Here is a 15,313-nt window from a genome sequence, read left to right on the forward strand (position 1 = left end):
CAAGGCGCTTGCGCTTTTCTCTCTAAAATACTTGCTCTACTTCAACAATGCCTGGAACTTCCTCAACAAGAGCGCGTTCAATTCCAGCCTTTAATGTGATCGTAGAACTTGGGCAGCTCCCGCAAGCACCCATTAGGCGTAATTTTACAATTCCATCTTCTACATCTACTAATTCACAGTCACCGCCATCACGTTGTAAAAATGGACGCAATTTGTTTAAAACTTCTTCAACTTGCTGAATCATTGTATTGTTTTCACTCATTATAATCGACTCCTTCCTTACCTCCCTATTATAATTGTTGATAATTTAAAAAGCTATTCAAACAACTTGGGTTTTAGTAAAATAAAAAACAAGGGGGAGTTAATATGAGTCAACAAAATGTGCAAATAAAAGTTTACGGGAGTGAACATCCTTGTCCAAGCTGTCTGCATTCTCCTTCTTCAAAGGAAACGTTTGAATGGCTTAAAGCGGCCTTAACGAGGAAGTACCCAAATCAGTCCATAACAATTAATTATATAGATATTGAACAGCCGCCTTTTGAAAATGATCCGTATGTGGCATCTATTCAAAATGGGGATATTTTTTATCCGGCTGTTGTGATAAACGATGTCCTTGTTGGTGAAGGAAATCCTCAGCTAAAAACAATATTTGCAGAGTTGGAGAAAATGGGATATATATCGAAATAAGAAAAACTAGTTCTATTTGTAGATTAGTTGTGAAAGAGGTCGTAATATGATTAACCCACTTATTGAATTTTGTGTCAGCAACTTAGCAAGTGGTGCACAAAAGGCTAGAGAAGTATTGGAGAAGGATCCGAATCTTGATGTCATTGAATATGGATGCCTTAGCTATTGCGGGAAATGTGCCCATACATTATTTGCTTTGGTTAACGGTGAGTTTGTTTCGGGTGAGACTCCAGATCAGTTGGTAGAAAATATTTATAAATATTTAGATGAAAATCCAATGTTCTAATTAGAAAAGCGGAAGCGCCTTGTTCATCGCCGCACAAACTGGAGGAGCTAGACAATGATAAAGCTTCCATCAATTTTCTGATGGAAGCTTTGTTACTTTTCTGTCATGCTTCGCTTTTCATCCCTTGCCGCATACCATTGTTGTCTGGCCAAGTTAACAACCTTTCTTTCATGGGTTTTATTTTGCATGTCGACGACCTTTGAAAAATGAGAGATTGCTTGGTCGTAACGTCCCAAACGCCGGTTTAATTCACCAATTAAATATAAAACACGAATTTCCGTCATATCCTCACTATTCCCATAGTAAGCGTCTAAATAGGCTTTATTTAAATGCTCCAATGTCAGTTCGGTAAAACGTTTTTCCTCGTTATGATTATTAATTTTCCGACAGAGCCAGGCAAGACGAAGTAAAAGGTTCGCAATAATAATTGATTTTTCCTTCTTTAGTGTGGCGCAATAGAATGCTAGTTTATATGTTTGGATCGCTTGACTTATAGATCTTTCATCACCAAAGTTATGGGGCACCCATTTGTCAGAGACGGCCTCCTGGATTGCTTCTTGAGTTCCTTCATAGAAGTATGTAGTAAATTGGTCAGTATAAGAATATCCGCAGGATGGACATACTTTGACAAAATAAAGAAGGGGACTGATATTTTCATCTTGATAATAGGGACAAAAATCAGTATCACTATGGTCGAGTTTGATAAATCGTGAACGAATCTTTTTTGTAGTAAATGTTGTTTTACAATTTGGGCATGTTTCTTTTTTATCATACAAAGGTGTTAATAACTCTTTTGCCATTCAAGTTCATCCCCTCATCATGATATAATCTAATAATTCTAATGTACCACTAATTGTATTCAGAAGGTAGGAATATGTGCGAAAAGAACTGCATCCAATTACCTTATAGACAAAAAAATAAGAAAAACAACGTAATTTCCCTTTTGGCAAATTACGTGTCTTTCAAAATTTAGAGAAACGGGGGATAAAAACATTATGGTCAATCAAACTATCTTTTATACATCCTTTCTAACAATTTTTTAAAAATGCCATATAATAATATAGATTAAGCAACATTTTTGTATTAAAAGTAGGAAATTAGTATACTGTTATCAACCAGATGAAAAGTTATACACAAACAAAAGGAGGTTAATCTCATGAATCTTACGATCACCGAGGCAGCTGCCAGTCATATATTCGGAATGATGAAAGAAGAAGGCAATGAAAACCTGTTTTTACGTATTGGTGTTAAAGGTGGAGGCTGCAGTGGTTTATCATATGGGATGGGGTTTGAACAAGAGCAGTCCGATGCTGATTTATTGTTGGAACAACATAACTTAAAAATTGTAGTCAATAAGGAAGATGCACCAGTGCTTGATGGAGTGAAAATAGATTACAAACAAAACATGATGGGCGGGGGTTTCACGATTGATAATCCCAATGCCATTGCGTCCTGTGGCTGTGGTTCGTCATTTAGAACTGCTGAACGTACTGGCTCACCAGAAGAGTGTTAAATCTAATCCAATAATGCAGAAAAGAGCTAAGGGTGCCTTAGCTCTTTTTTAACTCTAACTATTAAACATACTTGAAGAATGCATTGGCTGCACTTTTGCATCGGGATCAATGTAAGACTTTGCAATATTTACTGCTGTTGGTGCTTCCCCAAAGCCAGTGGCAATTAGTTTAATTTTTCCGTTATAAGTTGCAATATCTCCAGCTGCATAAATCCCAGGTATATTAGTTTCCATCCTTGAATTTACAACGATTGAATTCTTTTCGATTATTAGGCCCCATTCTTTAATAGGTCCTAATGATGACACAAATCCGTAGTTCACGATTAATGCATCGATATCAATTGTAACTTCTTCTTTTGTGTTAGCTTCTGCTAATACGATCTGCGTTATTTTTTCTCCATCACCAATTAATCGGAGCGGATTATATGGAGTTAATACATTCGCTTTAGAATTCACTAAATTTTCAACGCTGTGTTCGTGGGCACGGAATTTATCACGGCGGTGAGCAATTGTTACTTCACCCGCAATTGGTTCTAGCATCAATGCCCAGTCAACTGCTGAATCTCCCCCGCCTAATACGACAACGCGCTGACCTTGAAATTTATTCATATCATCAACAAAGTAGTGTAGATTTTTACCTTCATATTGGGCCGCATCATCAAGTTCGAGACGACGGGGCTGGAAGGCACCATTACCTGCTGTAATAATGATCGCTTTAGTAAAATGGACCTCAGAATTCGTTGTCAGTTTAAATGAACCATCCTCTAATTTTTCAACCTTATCAACAGATTGATTTAACGTAATGGCAGGTTCGAATTTTTTCATTTGTTCCTTTAATCGATCTATTAATTCCTGAGCGCGGATTTTCGGAAAGCCGGCTACATCATAAATATATTTTTCAGGATATAAAGCGGACAGCTGACCTCCTAATTGTGGAAGACTTTCAATTATTTTAACGCTCGCTTGTCTCATGCCAGCATAGAAAGCGGCAAACAAACCGCAAGGTCCCCCACCAATAATGGTGATATCATACACTTTAGGATCTTTTTTCATGCCATTCCCCCCCTAGTCTAGTCTAGACTTACATATATTTTTATTCTAGCATATTTATAATGAAAATTCACAATATTTAGAAATACATTCAATCCAGAAAAGAAACAATTTTTGGCATAATATTTTTGAAATAAAATAGTTGATAAATGCATGAGAAAGGAATAATATGAATTCAAGAAGATATTGTTAAAAATTTGTTACAAAAAGTCAACTTATTTGTGAACAACCAGTAAACTTTTGATGAAATCTTTCATATTATGTAATAATGAAAGATTTAATTTTAGATAAGTTTGTGAAAAAGGTAACAAGATTATAAAAATGTTATGAAATGCAAAAAATATAACTACTAAAATAAAGGTGGATGTGATTGTCTTGAAAAGACCAAACGTAGTAATTCTAGGAGCAGGTTATGGTGGAATCATGACTGCCGTAAATTTACAAAAAACTTTAGGGGTTAATGAAGCGAATATTACACTTGTGAACAAGCATAATTATCATTATCAATCAACATGGCTTCATGAAGGTGCTGCTGGAACGCTTCACCATGATAAAATTCGTATCCCTATTAACGATGTTATTCAACCAAGCAAGGTTAATTTTATCAAGGACACGGTAGTTGAAATAAAGCCTCAAGAGAAAACGGTAATCCTCGAAAAAGGGGAGCCTCTTTCCTATGATTATTTAGTAATTGGGCTGGGCTTTGAATCAGAAACTTTTGGAATAAAAGGTTTAAAGGAGTATGCCTATTCAATTACAAGCATTAACTCCGTCAGACTTATTCGTGAACATATCGAGGTTTGTTTTGCTCAGTATAATAATGAAGTTGAAAAGCGTGAGGAATTATTAACCATTGTTGTAGGTGGTGCGGGCTTTACCGGAATTGAATTCTTAGGAGAGCTTGCGAATAGAATTCCTGAGCTCTGTGACGAATATGATATTGATCGCAAAAAGGTCCGTGTTGTCTGCGTCGAAGCAGCTCCAACAGCCTTACCTGGATTCAACCAAGCATTAGTTGAATATGCTATGAACCATTTAGAGCAACGTGGCGTTGAATTTAAAATTGGAACAGCCATTAAAGAATGTACGCCAGATGGAATTATTGTTTCAAAAGATGAAGTAGTTGAAGAAATAAAAGCGGCTACTGTTGTTTGGGCAGCTGGTGTCCGCGGGAATTCAATCGTTGAAAAATCCGGATTTGAAGCAATGCGTGGCCGTGTTAAAGTACAACCTGACTTAAGAGCCCCAGGTTATGATGAGGTATTTATCGTTGGTGACTGTGCACTATTAATTAATGAGGAAATTAATCGCCCTTATCCGCCAACCGCGCAAATTGCTATTCAAATGGCCGATACCTGTGCAGCTAACCTAGCAGCGTTAATTAGAGGAAAAGAGGGTGAATTGAAAGCATTTGTGCCGGATATTAAAGGTACAGTTTGCTCACTAGGTCACGATGATGCTATGGGTGTTGTCTTTGGCAATCATCAGTTATATGGAACACAGGCTTCGATTATGAAAAAGATGATTGATAACCGCTATCTGTGGAAGCTTGGCGGCCTTTCATTAGTTCTTAAAAAAGGAAAGCTAAACTTCTTTTAACTTTATTGATTGACGGCTCCCCCCACTTTAAGTAAACTAACTAATAGGTGTAGGGGAGGTATCTGTAGTGGGTATTCCACAGTTGCTAGTATCGATGTTATTATTTATTGTATTATTTTTGGGAATTGGTTTTATTTTAAATATGTTGCTCAGAACTTCATGGTTAATGGCTGTTGTTTATCCAATAGTTGTTATATTAATTGTTGATAAAATTCGCTTTTTTAAATATTTTACAGAACCAGCTGAATCATTTAAAAGGCTAGCAGATAACTTTTCTGCTTTAGGCGGGGCTGACGTCATTATTTTATCAAGTGGATTTTTAGGAGCCATTTTATCAGGAGTAGTCATTAAATTCTTACGTAAAAATGGATATCAAATGTTTTAAGGGACTGACGGTTTATGTCAGTCTCTTTTATTTTTGGGATAAATTAACACTCTTTTCTGTATATTTATTTTTCATTTTGGAAATAAATAGTTTAAGAGAGGAGTGGACATGAGTGAGATTTTGGAAACAAACACTAAAACGGACCATTATGACCTTTATGTTTATTGCGGCCTTATTGACTACTTTTCAATCTATATCAGGTGTTCAAGCAAAAGATTTTTCAATTTGGGAATGGTATCAAACGAAATTTGTTAAACAAGGTCCTGTAGTTTATGAAAACAAGGAGCATACTTCAAAGAAGTTATCATTAGGGAAAAAAGGATTATCAAGATATGTTGTTGAAAGAAAGGCAATTTCAAGTGAGTCAGTTGAAATGCCGCAGAGCCTTGAAGAGGCTTTCGATTGGTCTAAGTACCCTTCACAAAAGGTGGTGGCAACTGGTTATACGGCGGGAGTTGAATCGACAGGCAAAGATGAAGATCATCCCGAGTATGGCATTACCTATTCAGGGGTGAAGGTTAAACGTGACCTTTATTCAACGGTTGCAGCTGATTTGGATGTCTTTCCAATTGGGACAATCCTGTTTATTCCTAACTACGGGTACGGGGTTGTTGCTGACAAGGGTGGAGCAATAAAAGGTCATAAGATTGATCTTTATTATGAAACAGTTGATGATGTTTACAATAAGTGGGGCAAAAAAGAAGTGAAAGTATATGTCGTTAAAAAAGGCGATGGCTCCCTTACGGAAGAGGAACTAGTTCGTTTAAATGAAGATCGGTCCATGCAAGTATTTAGACAGCAAATCATAAAAGGTTAGTATAAAAGAGAGAAAAAGCAGCATTCTAACTGAAAATAGAGTGCTGCTTTTTTTAATATAGAAGATAATACAAAAGTAAAGTTAATAAAATGCCGGTTAGTGCTCCGAAAAAGACTTCGATCGGCTTGTGGCCAAGTAACTCTTTCAGTTCTTTTCTTCTTTCAAAGCTCTCCTTTTTAGGCAGTGCTTTAGCCTCTTCCACGAATTTATTGAATTCAGCGACGAGCCAATTCAGAACAGTGGCTTGCTCCCCTGCATGGTATCGAATTCCAGTTGCATCAAACATAACAATGACTCCGAAAATGACGGAAATTGCGAACAGTGGTGAACTTAACCCTTCTTGTAGTGCAATCGCAGTCGATAAAGCTGTGACAGCACCAGAATGAGAGCTGGGCATGCCACCTGTGCTAGTTAATAAGGACCAATCGATCTTCTTTGTTGCAATTAATGATATCGGGACTTTAACGAATTGCGCGAAGAATATTGAAAAGAGTGCTGCCCCAAGCGGGAAATTAGAAAATAGCTCCATAATTTCGTTTCGTCCTTTCTTGGTTTCGCTTTTCTTAATTATATCATAATTCATGTTATTCATTCGAAATTTGCAATTGTTTTCTAATAATTGGATAATAAAAATGGAGGTGTCGAAAATGTTTAAAGTCGTGGAGGAATTGGCCTTAAATGAAGTGCAGGAAGCACTTATTATTGGTTTGTTCGAGCATCAAAAAGTTGAAGGAGTCATCAAGGAAATAGATGATATATTTGCTGGACAGTTATTCGAATTAATACGGGATGGGGAACTTAGCGGAAAGAAAAAAGTAATTTCTAAAATACATACATTAGGAAAAATCGGATTCAAGCGCATTTATTTTGTTGGACTTGGAAAGGAAAAGGAATTAAAGTTTTCCGACTTACGCGAATTGTTCGGCTGCCTAGTAAAACAGGTAAAGAAAGATCGATTATCAAGTCTTTCATTTGTGTTAGATACTTTTATAACAACTGAAATTGAGGAGCTTGATGCAGCCCATGCCCTTGGAGAAGCTGTGGCTTTGGCCGCTTATCAATTTGAAAACTATAAGAAAAAACCGAATATCCCTGATAAACGGATTGAGTCTGTTGATGTCTATTCTGGTGAAGAGAAAAGCGAAATTCGTGCAGCACTAACAGTTGGCTACACCTACGGTAAGGGTACGAATACAGCCCGTAATTTAGTCAATCTGCCTCCTAATATGCTGACTGCTTCTGATCTCGCTGATTATGCGGTTGGAATAGCCAATAAATATGGAATGGATTATGAAGTGCTTGAAAAGGCAGATATGGAAAAGCTTGGGATGGGGGCGCTTTTGGCAGTTAATAAAGGGTCCGTCGAACCACCCAAAATGATTGTCCTTAAATATCATGGTAAAGAAAAATGGGATGATGTTCTAGCGTTTGTAGGGAAAGGGATCACCTACGATACCGGCGGCTATAGCCTGAAACCCCGTGAAAGCATGGTTGGGATGAAAACGGACATGGGTGGTGCAGCGGCAGTCCTCGGGGCAATGGAAATTATCGGGGAGCTCAAACCAGATTTAAATGTTGTCGCGGTTATTCCTTCAACAGATAACGTCATAAGCGGCACAGCCTACAAACCAGATGATGTCATTATCTCCATGAGTGGTAAAACGATTGAAGTATTAAATACAGATGCAGAAGGCCGCTTAGCCCTTTCGGACGCGATTACATATGCAAAGCACCAGGGGGCAAATTATATTGTAGATATCGCAACGTTAACTGGCGGTGTCATTGTTGCCCTTGGCGAAGAAATAACTGGTGCAATGACCAATCATGAGGAATTTTATGAAGAGGTTTTGGAAGCTTCCCATGAAGCCGGGGAACCGATCTGGCTCTTGCCTTATTTTGAAATTCATAAAGAAAGAGTCCGTAACCATAGCAAAATCGCTGATTTAAGCAATTCCCCTGGACGTGAAGGTCATGCCATTATGGCTGGTGCATTTTTAGGGGAATTCGCCGAAGATACACCATGGGTCCATCTCGATATAGCCGGCACGGCAACATCCAAAAAAGATTATGATTTAGGGCCAGCCGGGGCAACCGGTGTCATGGTCCGAACACTGGCAACCTTAGCTGAAAGAATGGCGGATAAGGATTAGCACTTACGAAAAAATCGCCTTTGGTTGCACTCTTAAAGTGCTAAAACCAAAGGCGATTTTCAATCTATTCAGCAACAGTCTCTTTCGCTAATGGATTTGATTTTTGGACTACAGCATAAATACGTGGTGACATTGCTCCGGCAAGAACGGATAAAATGATGTCTTTAGGCAGCGGTACCATCATCCATCCCCATGCCATAGCGTAACTAAAGCCATCCGGTGCATCGGCCCAAAGCTTATATGCATAATACATCCAGTTCGTGCCGATCACATAATTGATGACCATACCGATTAAAGAAGCAGTAATAAAACGGCGCATCGTCGGCTTTTGGCCGTTTTCAATGATTTTACCAATAACATAAGCAACTAGAATATACGATAAAATAAAGCCAAAGGTCGGTTTAATTAAAATAGCGGCCCCGCCTGTAAATTGTGCAAATACGGGTGCGCCAGCAATGCCGACTAAAGTATAAACGATCATCGCTAAAGCCCCGATTCGACTTCCTAAAATCGCCCCGGCAAGGATCGCGAAGAAGGTTTGCAACGTGATGGGTACACCGCCTATGACTAAAAAGGATGCTGTATTAGCCCCAATCGCCATCAATGCAACGAATACCCCTACCATTGTTAAATCAATCGTCCTAAAACGTTTCATCCGTGTTCCCCTTTCAAAATTTGTTAATTTAATAATAGTATGGGGGGTGGATTATTGTCAACTTAAATTTATAATAGGTTAACAATAAAACGAAAAAATAAAAGATAGGGGATGGGCCCCTATCTCTCTGCTCATGCTAATTGAAAAATTCTTTATAACCATGTTGGTCTTTCTGTGCTTTAGAAAATTCACTTGAGAACTCTGTTGTCTCAATATTTGTTTGAAGACCATCATGGACCTTTTTTTTAGGAGTTTTCGACTTTTTTCCTCTTCCAGCATGTTCAGCCATCGTCTTCACCTCTTAAGTGAAATTTTGAAAACGCAGGACGTTTTCATCGATTCTAGTTTGTGAAATTGGGGCGACTTTATACTTTTAGAAAGTTAAAACTTTTTGCGACAACTACTGAAGTGTAAAAATATAAAAAGGGGGCATTATAATGATAGGTGGATCTATAGAGAGCAGAAAGAAGGGAGAGTCCCTCTCACACAGAAAAAGTGTCCAGCATTATTTTTTATCGATGCCAGACACTTTTTCTTCAGTCCTTCAAGCCGTTTGTTTATGATACAACTTATAATTTAAACGATTCAATAAAATATCAAGTTCTTGACTGCATTGTAATGTAAGCTTACTATTAATGCCGTAAGTAGCTGCATAATTGAACATTTGTTTTCTTTTTGTCTCTATCTGTTGTTGTAGTAACATAACGTTTCCTGTTACATTAGTCATTTGTTCTTCTCCCCGCAATTCCCTATAAAAATAGTACTGTTTACTGTAAATCTATTATTACATATTTTGAAAAATAATATAATAGCTTCGACAAAACTAGTCATAATGCACTATAAAAAATGAAAAAGTGGAATTATTCGCTGCAAACTTCTATAATAAAAACAAATATATATATATATTATAAATAGACTTTGTGTCAAAACTATGACTATTTTGCTTTTAAAGTCGGTATTTACTGGGAAATAGTCTATAATTAGGGAAAGATATAACAAAAGGAATATTAAGAGGAGATGAGCGGGGAATGAATGACCATTCTGTTAAAGAACGCAATTTCACACCTATCATTGTATTGTTGACAATTGTAATCAATGCACTTGTAGCTTTTCTGTATTTTATGCCAAAATATGATACATTAAGCGATGTTGACTTAACGATTTTGCCGTTTTTGAATGCTGTGTTCAACAGTTTTACGTTTGTATTTTTGGTAGCAGCTTTAGTATCAATTAAACAAAAAAATATTAAACTCCATAAGCGCTTTATATTAGCAGCATTTACAACGACTGCCCTCTTTTTAGTATCATACGTAACCTACCATGGCATGGCTGAATCGACTGCTTTTGGCGGAGAGGGAATAATCCGATATGTGTATTATTTTATTCTATTAACTCATATCGTGTTATCGGCGGCCATTGTTCCGTTGGCATTAGTAACAGTTGCTAGAGGTTTCAATATGAAGGTTGAAAAACATCGTAAAATAGCACGTTGGACAATGCCGATTTGGTTGTATGTAAGCTTAACGGGTGTCCTTGTTTACATTATGATTGCACCTTATTACTAAACTAAACGTAAAAAAGCTGTAAGACAATGGTCCTACAGCTTTTTTACTTTATTTAGTGATATTATCACGTTAAATCCTTCCGACCCGTGACATTTCTACTAGGGCAAATACGATGTTGATCATTAGAATAGCGATCAAAACAGGAATGAAGTTTAATAGATTTGTTTTGCTGAACTTTGCCGAAATCATCCCAACCGCGTAGCCACAAACTAGTAATGCAATTAATGTGGCGAACATCATAATTGTATAAGTTACCGTCATCTTACCCTCTCCCTTTTAGGTATTAGTAATAATACCCTGCTTAGTAATATTATACGGCATTAAGGGCTTAATAAATTTGTCGATTTTGTGACAAGTGTTTTTGGCGGGACAGTTATTCCTTGATTTAATAGGTTTACAATAAAATTAACATAAAATATTAAAAAAGTTTTAAATAAATATTTTTAAAATACACATAATGACTTTTGTGGTATAATAATATGTCGTTTGTCTTATTCAATAAATGGCAGCAGTTCGAAAAATCCTGCTTTAAAAAACTAAGGAGATGAATATAAAATGAAAGAAAATTACTATTTGCCAAGATCCGGTCCAATGCCAAGACCAGGAAGTGTTGAGGAAAGCCGTGAAGTATTAAAGGGTGAAGCATTTCCAGCACCAAATGTACAACAAATAACATTCAGAGCAATGGAATTTACCGCTGTATGTCCCAAAACAGGGCAACCGGATTTTGGACGTGTTGAGATTTCCTATGTTCCGAATGAACTATGTATTGAATCTAAGTCGTTAAAATTTTATCTATGGTCTTATCGTGATCATGGTGCCTATTGTGAATCGTTGGCGGCCAATATTGCTGATGATATTGTTTATGCGATCAATCCGAAAAAGGTTGTTGTTACTGTTTACCAAACAGCTAGAGGCGGCATTGAATTAGAGACTCAAGCGATTAGAGAAAATTAAAAGGAGAACCATATCGGTTCTCCTTTTTTGCGCTTCTATGTTTAGCTCCAGCGCCTATCGCCTAGCAAACTTCAGGACTCCTCCAGTTTGTACGGCGATGAGCAAGGCGCTTGCGCTTTTCTATTTACCCTAAGTTTTTCATTAAGTTTGCCATTTCAATTGCCGCAACAGCGGTATCCCAGCCTTTATTTCCGGCTTTCGTACCGGCTCTTTCGATAGCTTGTTCAATATTTTCAGTTGTTACAACACCGAAAATAACCGGGATTCCTGAAGACATTCCTGCTTGAGATACACCTTTAGCAGCCTCATTGCAAACATAGTCATAATGTGTGGTTGCTCCACGAATTACAGTGCCCAAAGTAATGACAGCGTCATAATTTCCGGACTCAGCCATTTTTTTCGCCACTAGTGGCAGTTCGAATGCACCCGGTACCCAGGCAACGTCAACCGCATCATCATCAACGCCATGTCTTTTTAAAGCGTCCTGTGCGCCTGTTAGCAATTTTCCTGTAATAAATTCATTAAAACGTGATACGACGATCCCTACTCTAATTCCTGTCCCTACTAAATTACCTTCGAAAACTTTCCCCATGACGAATTCCTCCTAATTAGAATTTAAGCATATGTCCAAGCTTTTCATATTTTGTTTTTAAATAATTTGCATTTTCATTTCGTGCCGGTATTTGGATTGGCACGCGTTCTACAATTGTTAAATCATACCCTTCAAGACCAGCAATTTTGCGAGGATTATTCGTTAATAAGCGCATATTTTTTATTCCAAGATCTTTTAAAATTTGGGCGCCAATCCCGTATTCACGGAGATCTGGAGCAAAGCCAAGTTTCTCGTTTGCTTCAACTGTATCATAGCCTTCTTCCTGTAGTTTATACGCTCTTAACTTGTTTAATAAACCGATGCCACGCCCCTCTTGTCTCATATACAAAAGGACGCCTTTTCCTTCCTCTTCAATTTGCGAAAGGGCAGCGTGTAGCTGTGGTCCGCAATCACAGCGGTATGAACCGAAAACGTCGCCTGTTAAGCATTCGGAATGAACACGTACTAATACCGGCTCATCTCCGCTTACATCACCTTTCACTAGGGCAACATGTTCCTTGGAATCGACAATATTGGAGTAGCCGTAGGCTTTGAATTCCCCGAATTCAGTTGGAAGGGTAATTTCAATTTCTCGTGTTACAAGCTGCTCTTTATGATTGCGGTACTTAATTAAATCCTTGATCGTAATCATTTTCAAATTGAATTCATCTGCAATTAGACGAAGATCCGGAACCCTTGCCATCGTTCCGTCTTCTTTGATAATTTCACAAATAACACCGGCGGGCGCTTCCCCGCAAAGTCTCGCTAAATCCACCGCAGCCTCAGTATGACCAGCCCTTCGTAAAACACCGCCCTCTTTCGCAATTAACGGAAAGATATGACCGGGTCTTTTGAAATCACTAGCTTTTGAATTTGGATTAATTAATTGTTGGACCGTAGTTGCTCTTTCGAAAGCACTGATGCCTGTTGTTGATGTTTTATGATCAACACTGACAGTAAATGCGGTTCCGTGTGGGTCCGTGTTTCGGTTAACCATTGGGACTAAATTAAGAGTGCGGGCTATCTCTTCAGATATTGGAGCACAAACAAGTCCGCGCCCGTGCTTAATCATAAAGTTGATTGTTTCAGGTGTTGTCTTTGAAGCTAATGCTACAAAATCACCTTCATTTTCTCGATCTTCGTCATCACAAACGATGACAACATTACCTTGGATAAGCTCATTAATGGCTTCTTCAATCGTATCAAACATGTTCCATCACTCACTTTCGTTACCTTTATTTATAGCCGTTTTCTTCCAAAAAAGCTTCGGTAATTGTACTTCCCGTTTTGTTCATCCTGTCTTTTGATAAAAATTTTTCTATATATTTCCCTAAAATATCACATTCAATATTGACGATATCTCCAGGTGTTTTAGCACCGAGGATCGTTTCAGAAAGAGTGTGTGGGATAAGTGATATCGTAAATGATTTATCACTTAGACCAAAAATCGTAAGGCTTGTACCATCGACTGTGACAGATCCTTTAAGAAGCATATATTGCAGCAATTCCTCATTTACTTCAATTTCATAATAAACAGCATTGGATACAGGCTTCTTCGAAATGATTGTACCGATTCCATCAACATGGCCTGAAACGAAATGTCCTCCAAATCGTCCGTTAGCGGCCATTGCCCTTTCAAGGTTGACTTTAGACCCGTTGGTGAGATCCCGTAATGAAGTGGCCTTTACCGTTTCCGGCATTAAATCGACTGAGAATGTATGTTTATCAAAGGTCATTACAGTAAGACAAACGCCGTTAACTGCAATGCTGTCGCCTAAGTGAACATCCTCTAGTATTTTAGGAGCTTGAATCGACATTTTAATTGCATCACCCGATTTTGTTATCGATTTAACTGTTCCCTTTTCTTCAACAATTCCGGTAAACATTTTACTCCTCCTTTCGGATAGGCTTTGAGATTATTTTTATATCCGGTCCGATTGTTTCTATGGATTTTATTTGTAAAGAAAGGACTTCGTTCATTTTTTCAAAGCCTTCCCCGCCAATAGATGTAGGTGCTGATGTCCCTCCAATTATTTTGGGAGCTATATAGGTAATGACTTGATTGATCGCTTTAGCCTTAATAAAGCTGCCGTTGATTTGTGAACCACCCTCAACAAATAGGGAGGTAATTCCTTTTTCAGCAAGAAGCTTCAGAACGTTATGAATGTTCAGTGTATCAAACGACATTTCAATGACCTGAGCTTGTTTTTCATTCATGGTCTGAATTTTCTCAGCGGCAGCATTTTTTCCAACGATAATCCATGTTGGTGCTTTGTTATCGTTTACTATTTTTGCACCCGGCGGTGTTCTTAAATTCGTATCAAGAATGATGCGAATCGGATTTTTGCCGCCTAATGGAAGTCTTGTTGTTAATTCGGGGTCGTCCTTGATAATTGTATTTACACCGACTAATATCCCATCATGCTGATGTCTGTATTTATGAACATCCAGTCTAGATTCTTCGCTTGTAATCCACTTGCTTTCACCTGAAACAGTTGCAATTTTTCCGTCAAGACTTGTCGCTGATTTTAATGTGACATAGGGCATCCCGGTTGAGATGTAGTGAAAGAATACTTCGTTTAGCTGTTCCGCTTCTTCTCGTAAAATGCCGACATCTACCTCAATTCCAGCTTTTCTCAGCTTTTCAATTCCCTTCCCAGCTACAAGTGGATTCGGATCAGTAGATGCTATAACTACTCTTTTTACTTCACTTTTTATTAAGAGATCAGCACAAGGGGGGGTTCGTCCATGATGACTGCACGGTTCTAATGTCACATAAATAGTAGCACCTTTTGCTTTATCTCCGGCCATATTTATCGCATGAACCTCAGCATGCGGTTCGCCCGCTTTCAAGTGGGCCCCCATTCCGACTATTTGGTTCTCTTTGACCACTACCGCCCCAACAAGTGGATTTGGGCTTGTCTGACCGTTCGTATTTGCCGCAAGCTCAATCGCTAATCTCATATAATCTTGGTCCGTCATCGTATCACCTTTTTCAGTGTAAATGCATAATTACTATTGTGGGTTGGTATTCCTGAACGAGCCTTTGCTCTTGCA

21 protein-coding genes and 1 riboswitch are annotated in these 15,313 nt (G+C 38.1%); of the genes, 9 read left to right on the forward strand and 12 right to left on the reverse strand.

Features of this window, described 5'->3' with window-relative positions; translation table 11 throughout:
* Positions 1-22 precede the first annotated feature (22 nt).
* Positions 23-262 carry a NifU family protein gene (locus tag BAZO_RS17615; RefSeq protein ID WP_035192388.1) on the reverse strand — a complete coding sequence of 80 codons (240 nt, stop codon included), beginning with the start codon at positions 260-262 and terminating at the stop codon, positions 23-25.
* 104 nt (positions 263-366) lie between these two features.
* On the opposite strand from BAZO_RS17615, the gene BAZO_RS17620 reads away from it, so the two are divergent.
* Positions 367-687 (forward strand): YuzD family protein, encoded by a 321-nt coding sequence (locus tag BAZO_RS17620; RefSeq protein WP_003332771.1) that lies wholly within the window; start codon positions 367-369, stop codon positions 685-687.
* A 46-nt stretch (positions 688-733) separates the two neighbouring features.
* Positions 734-973: a YuzB family protein gene (locus tag BAZO_RS17625; RefSeq protein WP_003332773.1), complete on the forward strand. Its 240-nt coding sequence runs from the start codon at positions 734-736 to the stop codon at positions 971-973.
* A gap of 92 nt (positions 974-1,065) precedes the next feature.
* Here the strand turns inward: BAZO_RS17625 and BAZO_RS17630 are convergent, their stop codons facing one another.
* Entirely contained in the window at positions 1,066-1,773 is a 708-nt protein-coding gene (locus tag BAZO_RS17630) for a DUF2225 domain-containing protein (RefSeq protein ID WP_003332774.1), read from the reverse strand.
* Between the two features lie 356 nt (positions 1,774-2,129).
* On the opposite strand from BAZO_RS17630, the gene BAZO_RS17635 reads away from it, so the two are divergent.
* Complete coding sequence (locus tag BAZO_RS17635) at positions 2,130-2,486, forward strand: HesB/IscA family protein (RefSeq protein ID WP_003332775.1); 357 nt, start codon at positions 2,130-2,132, stop codon at positions 2,484-2,486.
* A 54-nt stretch (positions 2,487-2,540) separates the two neighbouring features.
* On the opposite strand, the gene BAZO_RS17640 is transcribed toward BAZO_RS17635, so the two are convergent.
* The gene (locus tag BAZO_RS17640) at positions 2,541-3,539 is read right to left on the reverse strand and encodes an NAD(P)/FAD-dependent oxidoreductase (RefSeq protein WP_003332776.1); all 999 of its coding nucleotides are present in this window, start codon (positions 3,537-3,539) and stop codon (positions 2,541-2,543) included.
* A 372-nt stretch (positions 3,540-3,911) separates the two neighbouring features.
* Here BAZO_RS17640 and BAZO_RS17645 point away from each other — a divergent pair, with 372 nt between their 5' ends.
* The 3 genes from BAZO_RS17645 to BAZO_RS17655 all read left to right on the forward strand — a co-directional run bounded on the left by BAZO_RS17645 (position 3,912) and on the right by BAZO_RS17655 (position 6,337).
* A complete protein-coding gene (locus BAZO_RS17645) occupies positions 3,912-5,135 on the forward strand; it encodes an NAD(P)/FAD-dependent oxidoreductase (protein WP_003332777.1) in 1,224 nt (407 codons plus the stop codon).
* A 67-nt stretch (positions 5,136-5,202) separates the two neighbouring features.
* Positions 5,203-5,520 (forward strand): YuiB family protein, encoded by a 318-nt coding sequence (locus BAZO_RS17650; protein WP_003332778.1) that lies wholly within the window; start codon positions 5,203-5,205, stop codon positions 5,518-5,520.
* A gap of 112 nt (positions 5,521-5,632) precedes the next feature.
* Complete coding sequence (locus BAZO_RS17655; protein ID WP_003332780.1) at positions 5,633-6,337, forward strand: 3D domain-containing protein; 705 nt, start codon at positions 5,633-5,635, stop codon at positions 6,335-6,337.
* 52 nt (positions 6,338-6,389) lie between these two features.
* Here BAZO_RS17655 and BAZO_RS17660 read toward each other — a convergent pair whose 3' ends face one another.
* Positions 6,390-6,866 (reverse strand): divergent PAP2 family protein, encoded by a 477-nt coding sequence (locus tag BAZO_RS17660; protein WP_003332781.1) that lies wholly within the window; start codon positions 6,864-6,866, stop codon positions 6,390-6,392.
* 118 nt (positions 6,867-6,984) lie between these two features.
* Between BAZO_RS17660 and BAZO_RS17665 the strand changes: the two genes are divergently transcribed.
* Positions 6,985-8,487, forward strand: coding sequence for a leucyl aminopeptidase (locus BAZO_RS17665; protein WP_003332782.1), 1,503 nt, complete (start codon positions 6,985-6,987; stop codon positions 8,485-8,487).
* Positions 8,488-8,551: 64 nt separating this feature from the next.
* On the opposite strand, the gene BAZO_RS17670 is transcribed toward BAZO_RS17665, so the two are convergent.
* The 3 genes from BAZO_RS17670 to BAZO_RS17675 all read right to left on the reverse strand — a co-directional run bounded on the left by BAZO_RS17670 (position 8,552) and on the right by BAZO_RS17675 (position 9,869).
* Complete coding sequence (locus BAZO_RS17670; RefSeq protein WP_003332783.1) at positions 8,552-9,142, reverse strand: biotin transporter BioY; 591 nt, start codon at positions 9,140-9,142, stop codon at positions 8,552-8,554.
* A gap of 136 nt (positions 9,143-9,278) precedes the next feature.
* On the reverse strand, positions 9,279-9,431 hold the full coding sequence (locus tag BAZO_RS22500; protein WP_157382172.1) for a hypothetical protein: 153 nt from the start codon (positions 9,429-9,431) through the stop codon (positions 9,279-9,281).
* A 255-nt stretch (positions 9,432-9,686) separates the two neighbouring features.
* The gene (locus BAZO_RS17675; protein ID WP_003332784.1) at positions 9,687-9,869 is read right to left on the reverse strand and encodes an aspartyl-phosphate phosphatase Spo0E family protein; all 183 of its coding nucleotides are present in this window, start codon (positions 9,867-9,869) and stop codon (positions 9,687-9,689) included.
* Positions 9,870-10,170: 301 nt separating this feature from the next.
* Here BAZO_RS17675 and BAZO_RS17680 point away from each other — a divergent pair, with 301 nt between their 5' ends.
* Complete coding sequence (locus BAZO_RS17680) at positions 10,171-10,707, forward strand: DUF420 domain-containing protein (protein ID WP_003332785.1); 537 nt, start codon at positions 10,171-10,173, stop codon at positions 10,705-10,707.
* Positions 10,708-10,776: 69 nt separating this feature from the next.
* On the opposite strand, the gene BAZO_RS17685 is transcribed toward BAZO_RS17680, so the two are convergent.
* Positions 10,777-10,968: a hypothetical protein gene (locus BAZO_RS17685; protein ID WP_003332786.1), complete on the reverse strand. Its 192-nt coding sequence runs from the start codon at positions 10,966-10,968 to the stop codon at positions 10,777-10,779.
* Positions 10,969-11,209: 241 nt separating this feature from the next.
* Positions 11,210-11,253, forward strand: a riboswitch (PreQ1 riboswitch).
* 9 nt (positions 11,254-11,262) lie between these two features.
* Between BAZO_RS17685 and queF the strand changes: the two genes are divergently transcribed.
* Complete coding sequence (queF, locus tag BAZO_RS17690) at positions 11,263-11,664, forward strand: preQ(1) synthase (RefSeq protein WP_003332787.1); 402 nt, start codon at positions 11,263-11,265, stop codon at positions 11,662-11,664.
* 124 nt (positions 11,665-11,788) lie between these two features.
* Here the strand turns inward: queF and ribH are convergent, their stop codons facing one another.
* The 4 genes from ribH to ribD are packed head-to-tail and all read right to left on the reverse strand — an operon-like array spanning position 11,789 to position 15,238.
* Positions 11,789-12,256, reverse strand: a complete 468-nt coding sequence (gene ribH / locus BAZO_RS17695) for a 6,7-dimethyl-8-ribityllumazine synthase (RefSeq protein ID WP_003332788.1) — start codon at positions 12,254-12,256, stop codon at positions 11,789-11,791.
* A 16-nt stretch (positions 12,257-12,272) separates the two neighbouring features.
* The gene (locus tag BAZO_RS17700; protein WP_003332789.1) at positions 12,273-13,466 is read right to left on the reverse strand and encodes a bifunctional 3,4-dihydroxy-2-butanone-4-phosphate synthase/GTP cyclohydrolase II; all 1,194 of its coding nucleotides are present in this window, start codon (positions 13,464-13,466) and stop codon (positions 12,273-12,275) included.
* 25 nt (positions 13,467-13,491) lie between these two features.
* Positions 13,492-14,142 carry a riboflavin synthase gene (gene ribE / locus BAZO_RS17705; RefSeq protein WP_003332790.1) on the reverse strand — a complete coding sequence of 217 codons (651 nt, stop codon included), beginning with the start codon at positions 14,140-14,142 and terminating at the stop codon, positions 13,492-13,494.
* Position 14,143: 1 nt separating this feature from the next.
* Positions 14,144-15,238, reverse strand: coding sequence for a bifunctional diaminohydroxyphosphoribosylaminopyrimidine deaminase/5-amino-6-(5-phosphoribosylamino)uracil reductase RibD (ribD, locus tag BAZO_RS17710; protein ID WP_003332792.1), 1,095 nt, complete (start codon positions 15,236-15,238; stop codon positions 14,144-14,146).
* Positions 15,239-15,313 lie beyond the last annotated feature (75 nt).

Origin of the sequence: Schinkia azotoformans LMG 9581 (assembly GCF_000307855.1) — a bacterium.
In the GTDB taxonomy this organism is placed as follows: Bacteria; Bacillota; Bacilli; order Bacillales; family Bacillaceae_J; genus Schinkia; species Schinkia azotoformans.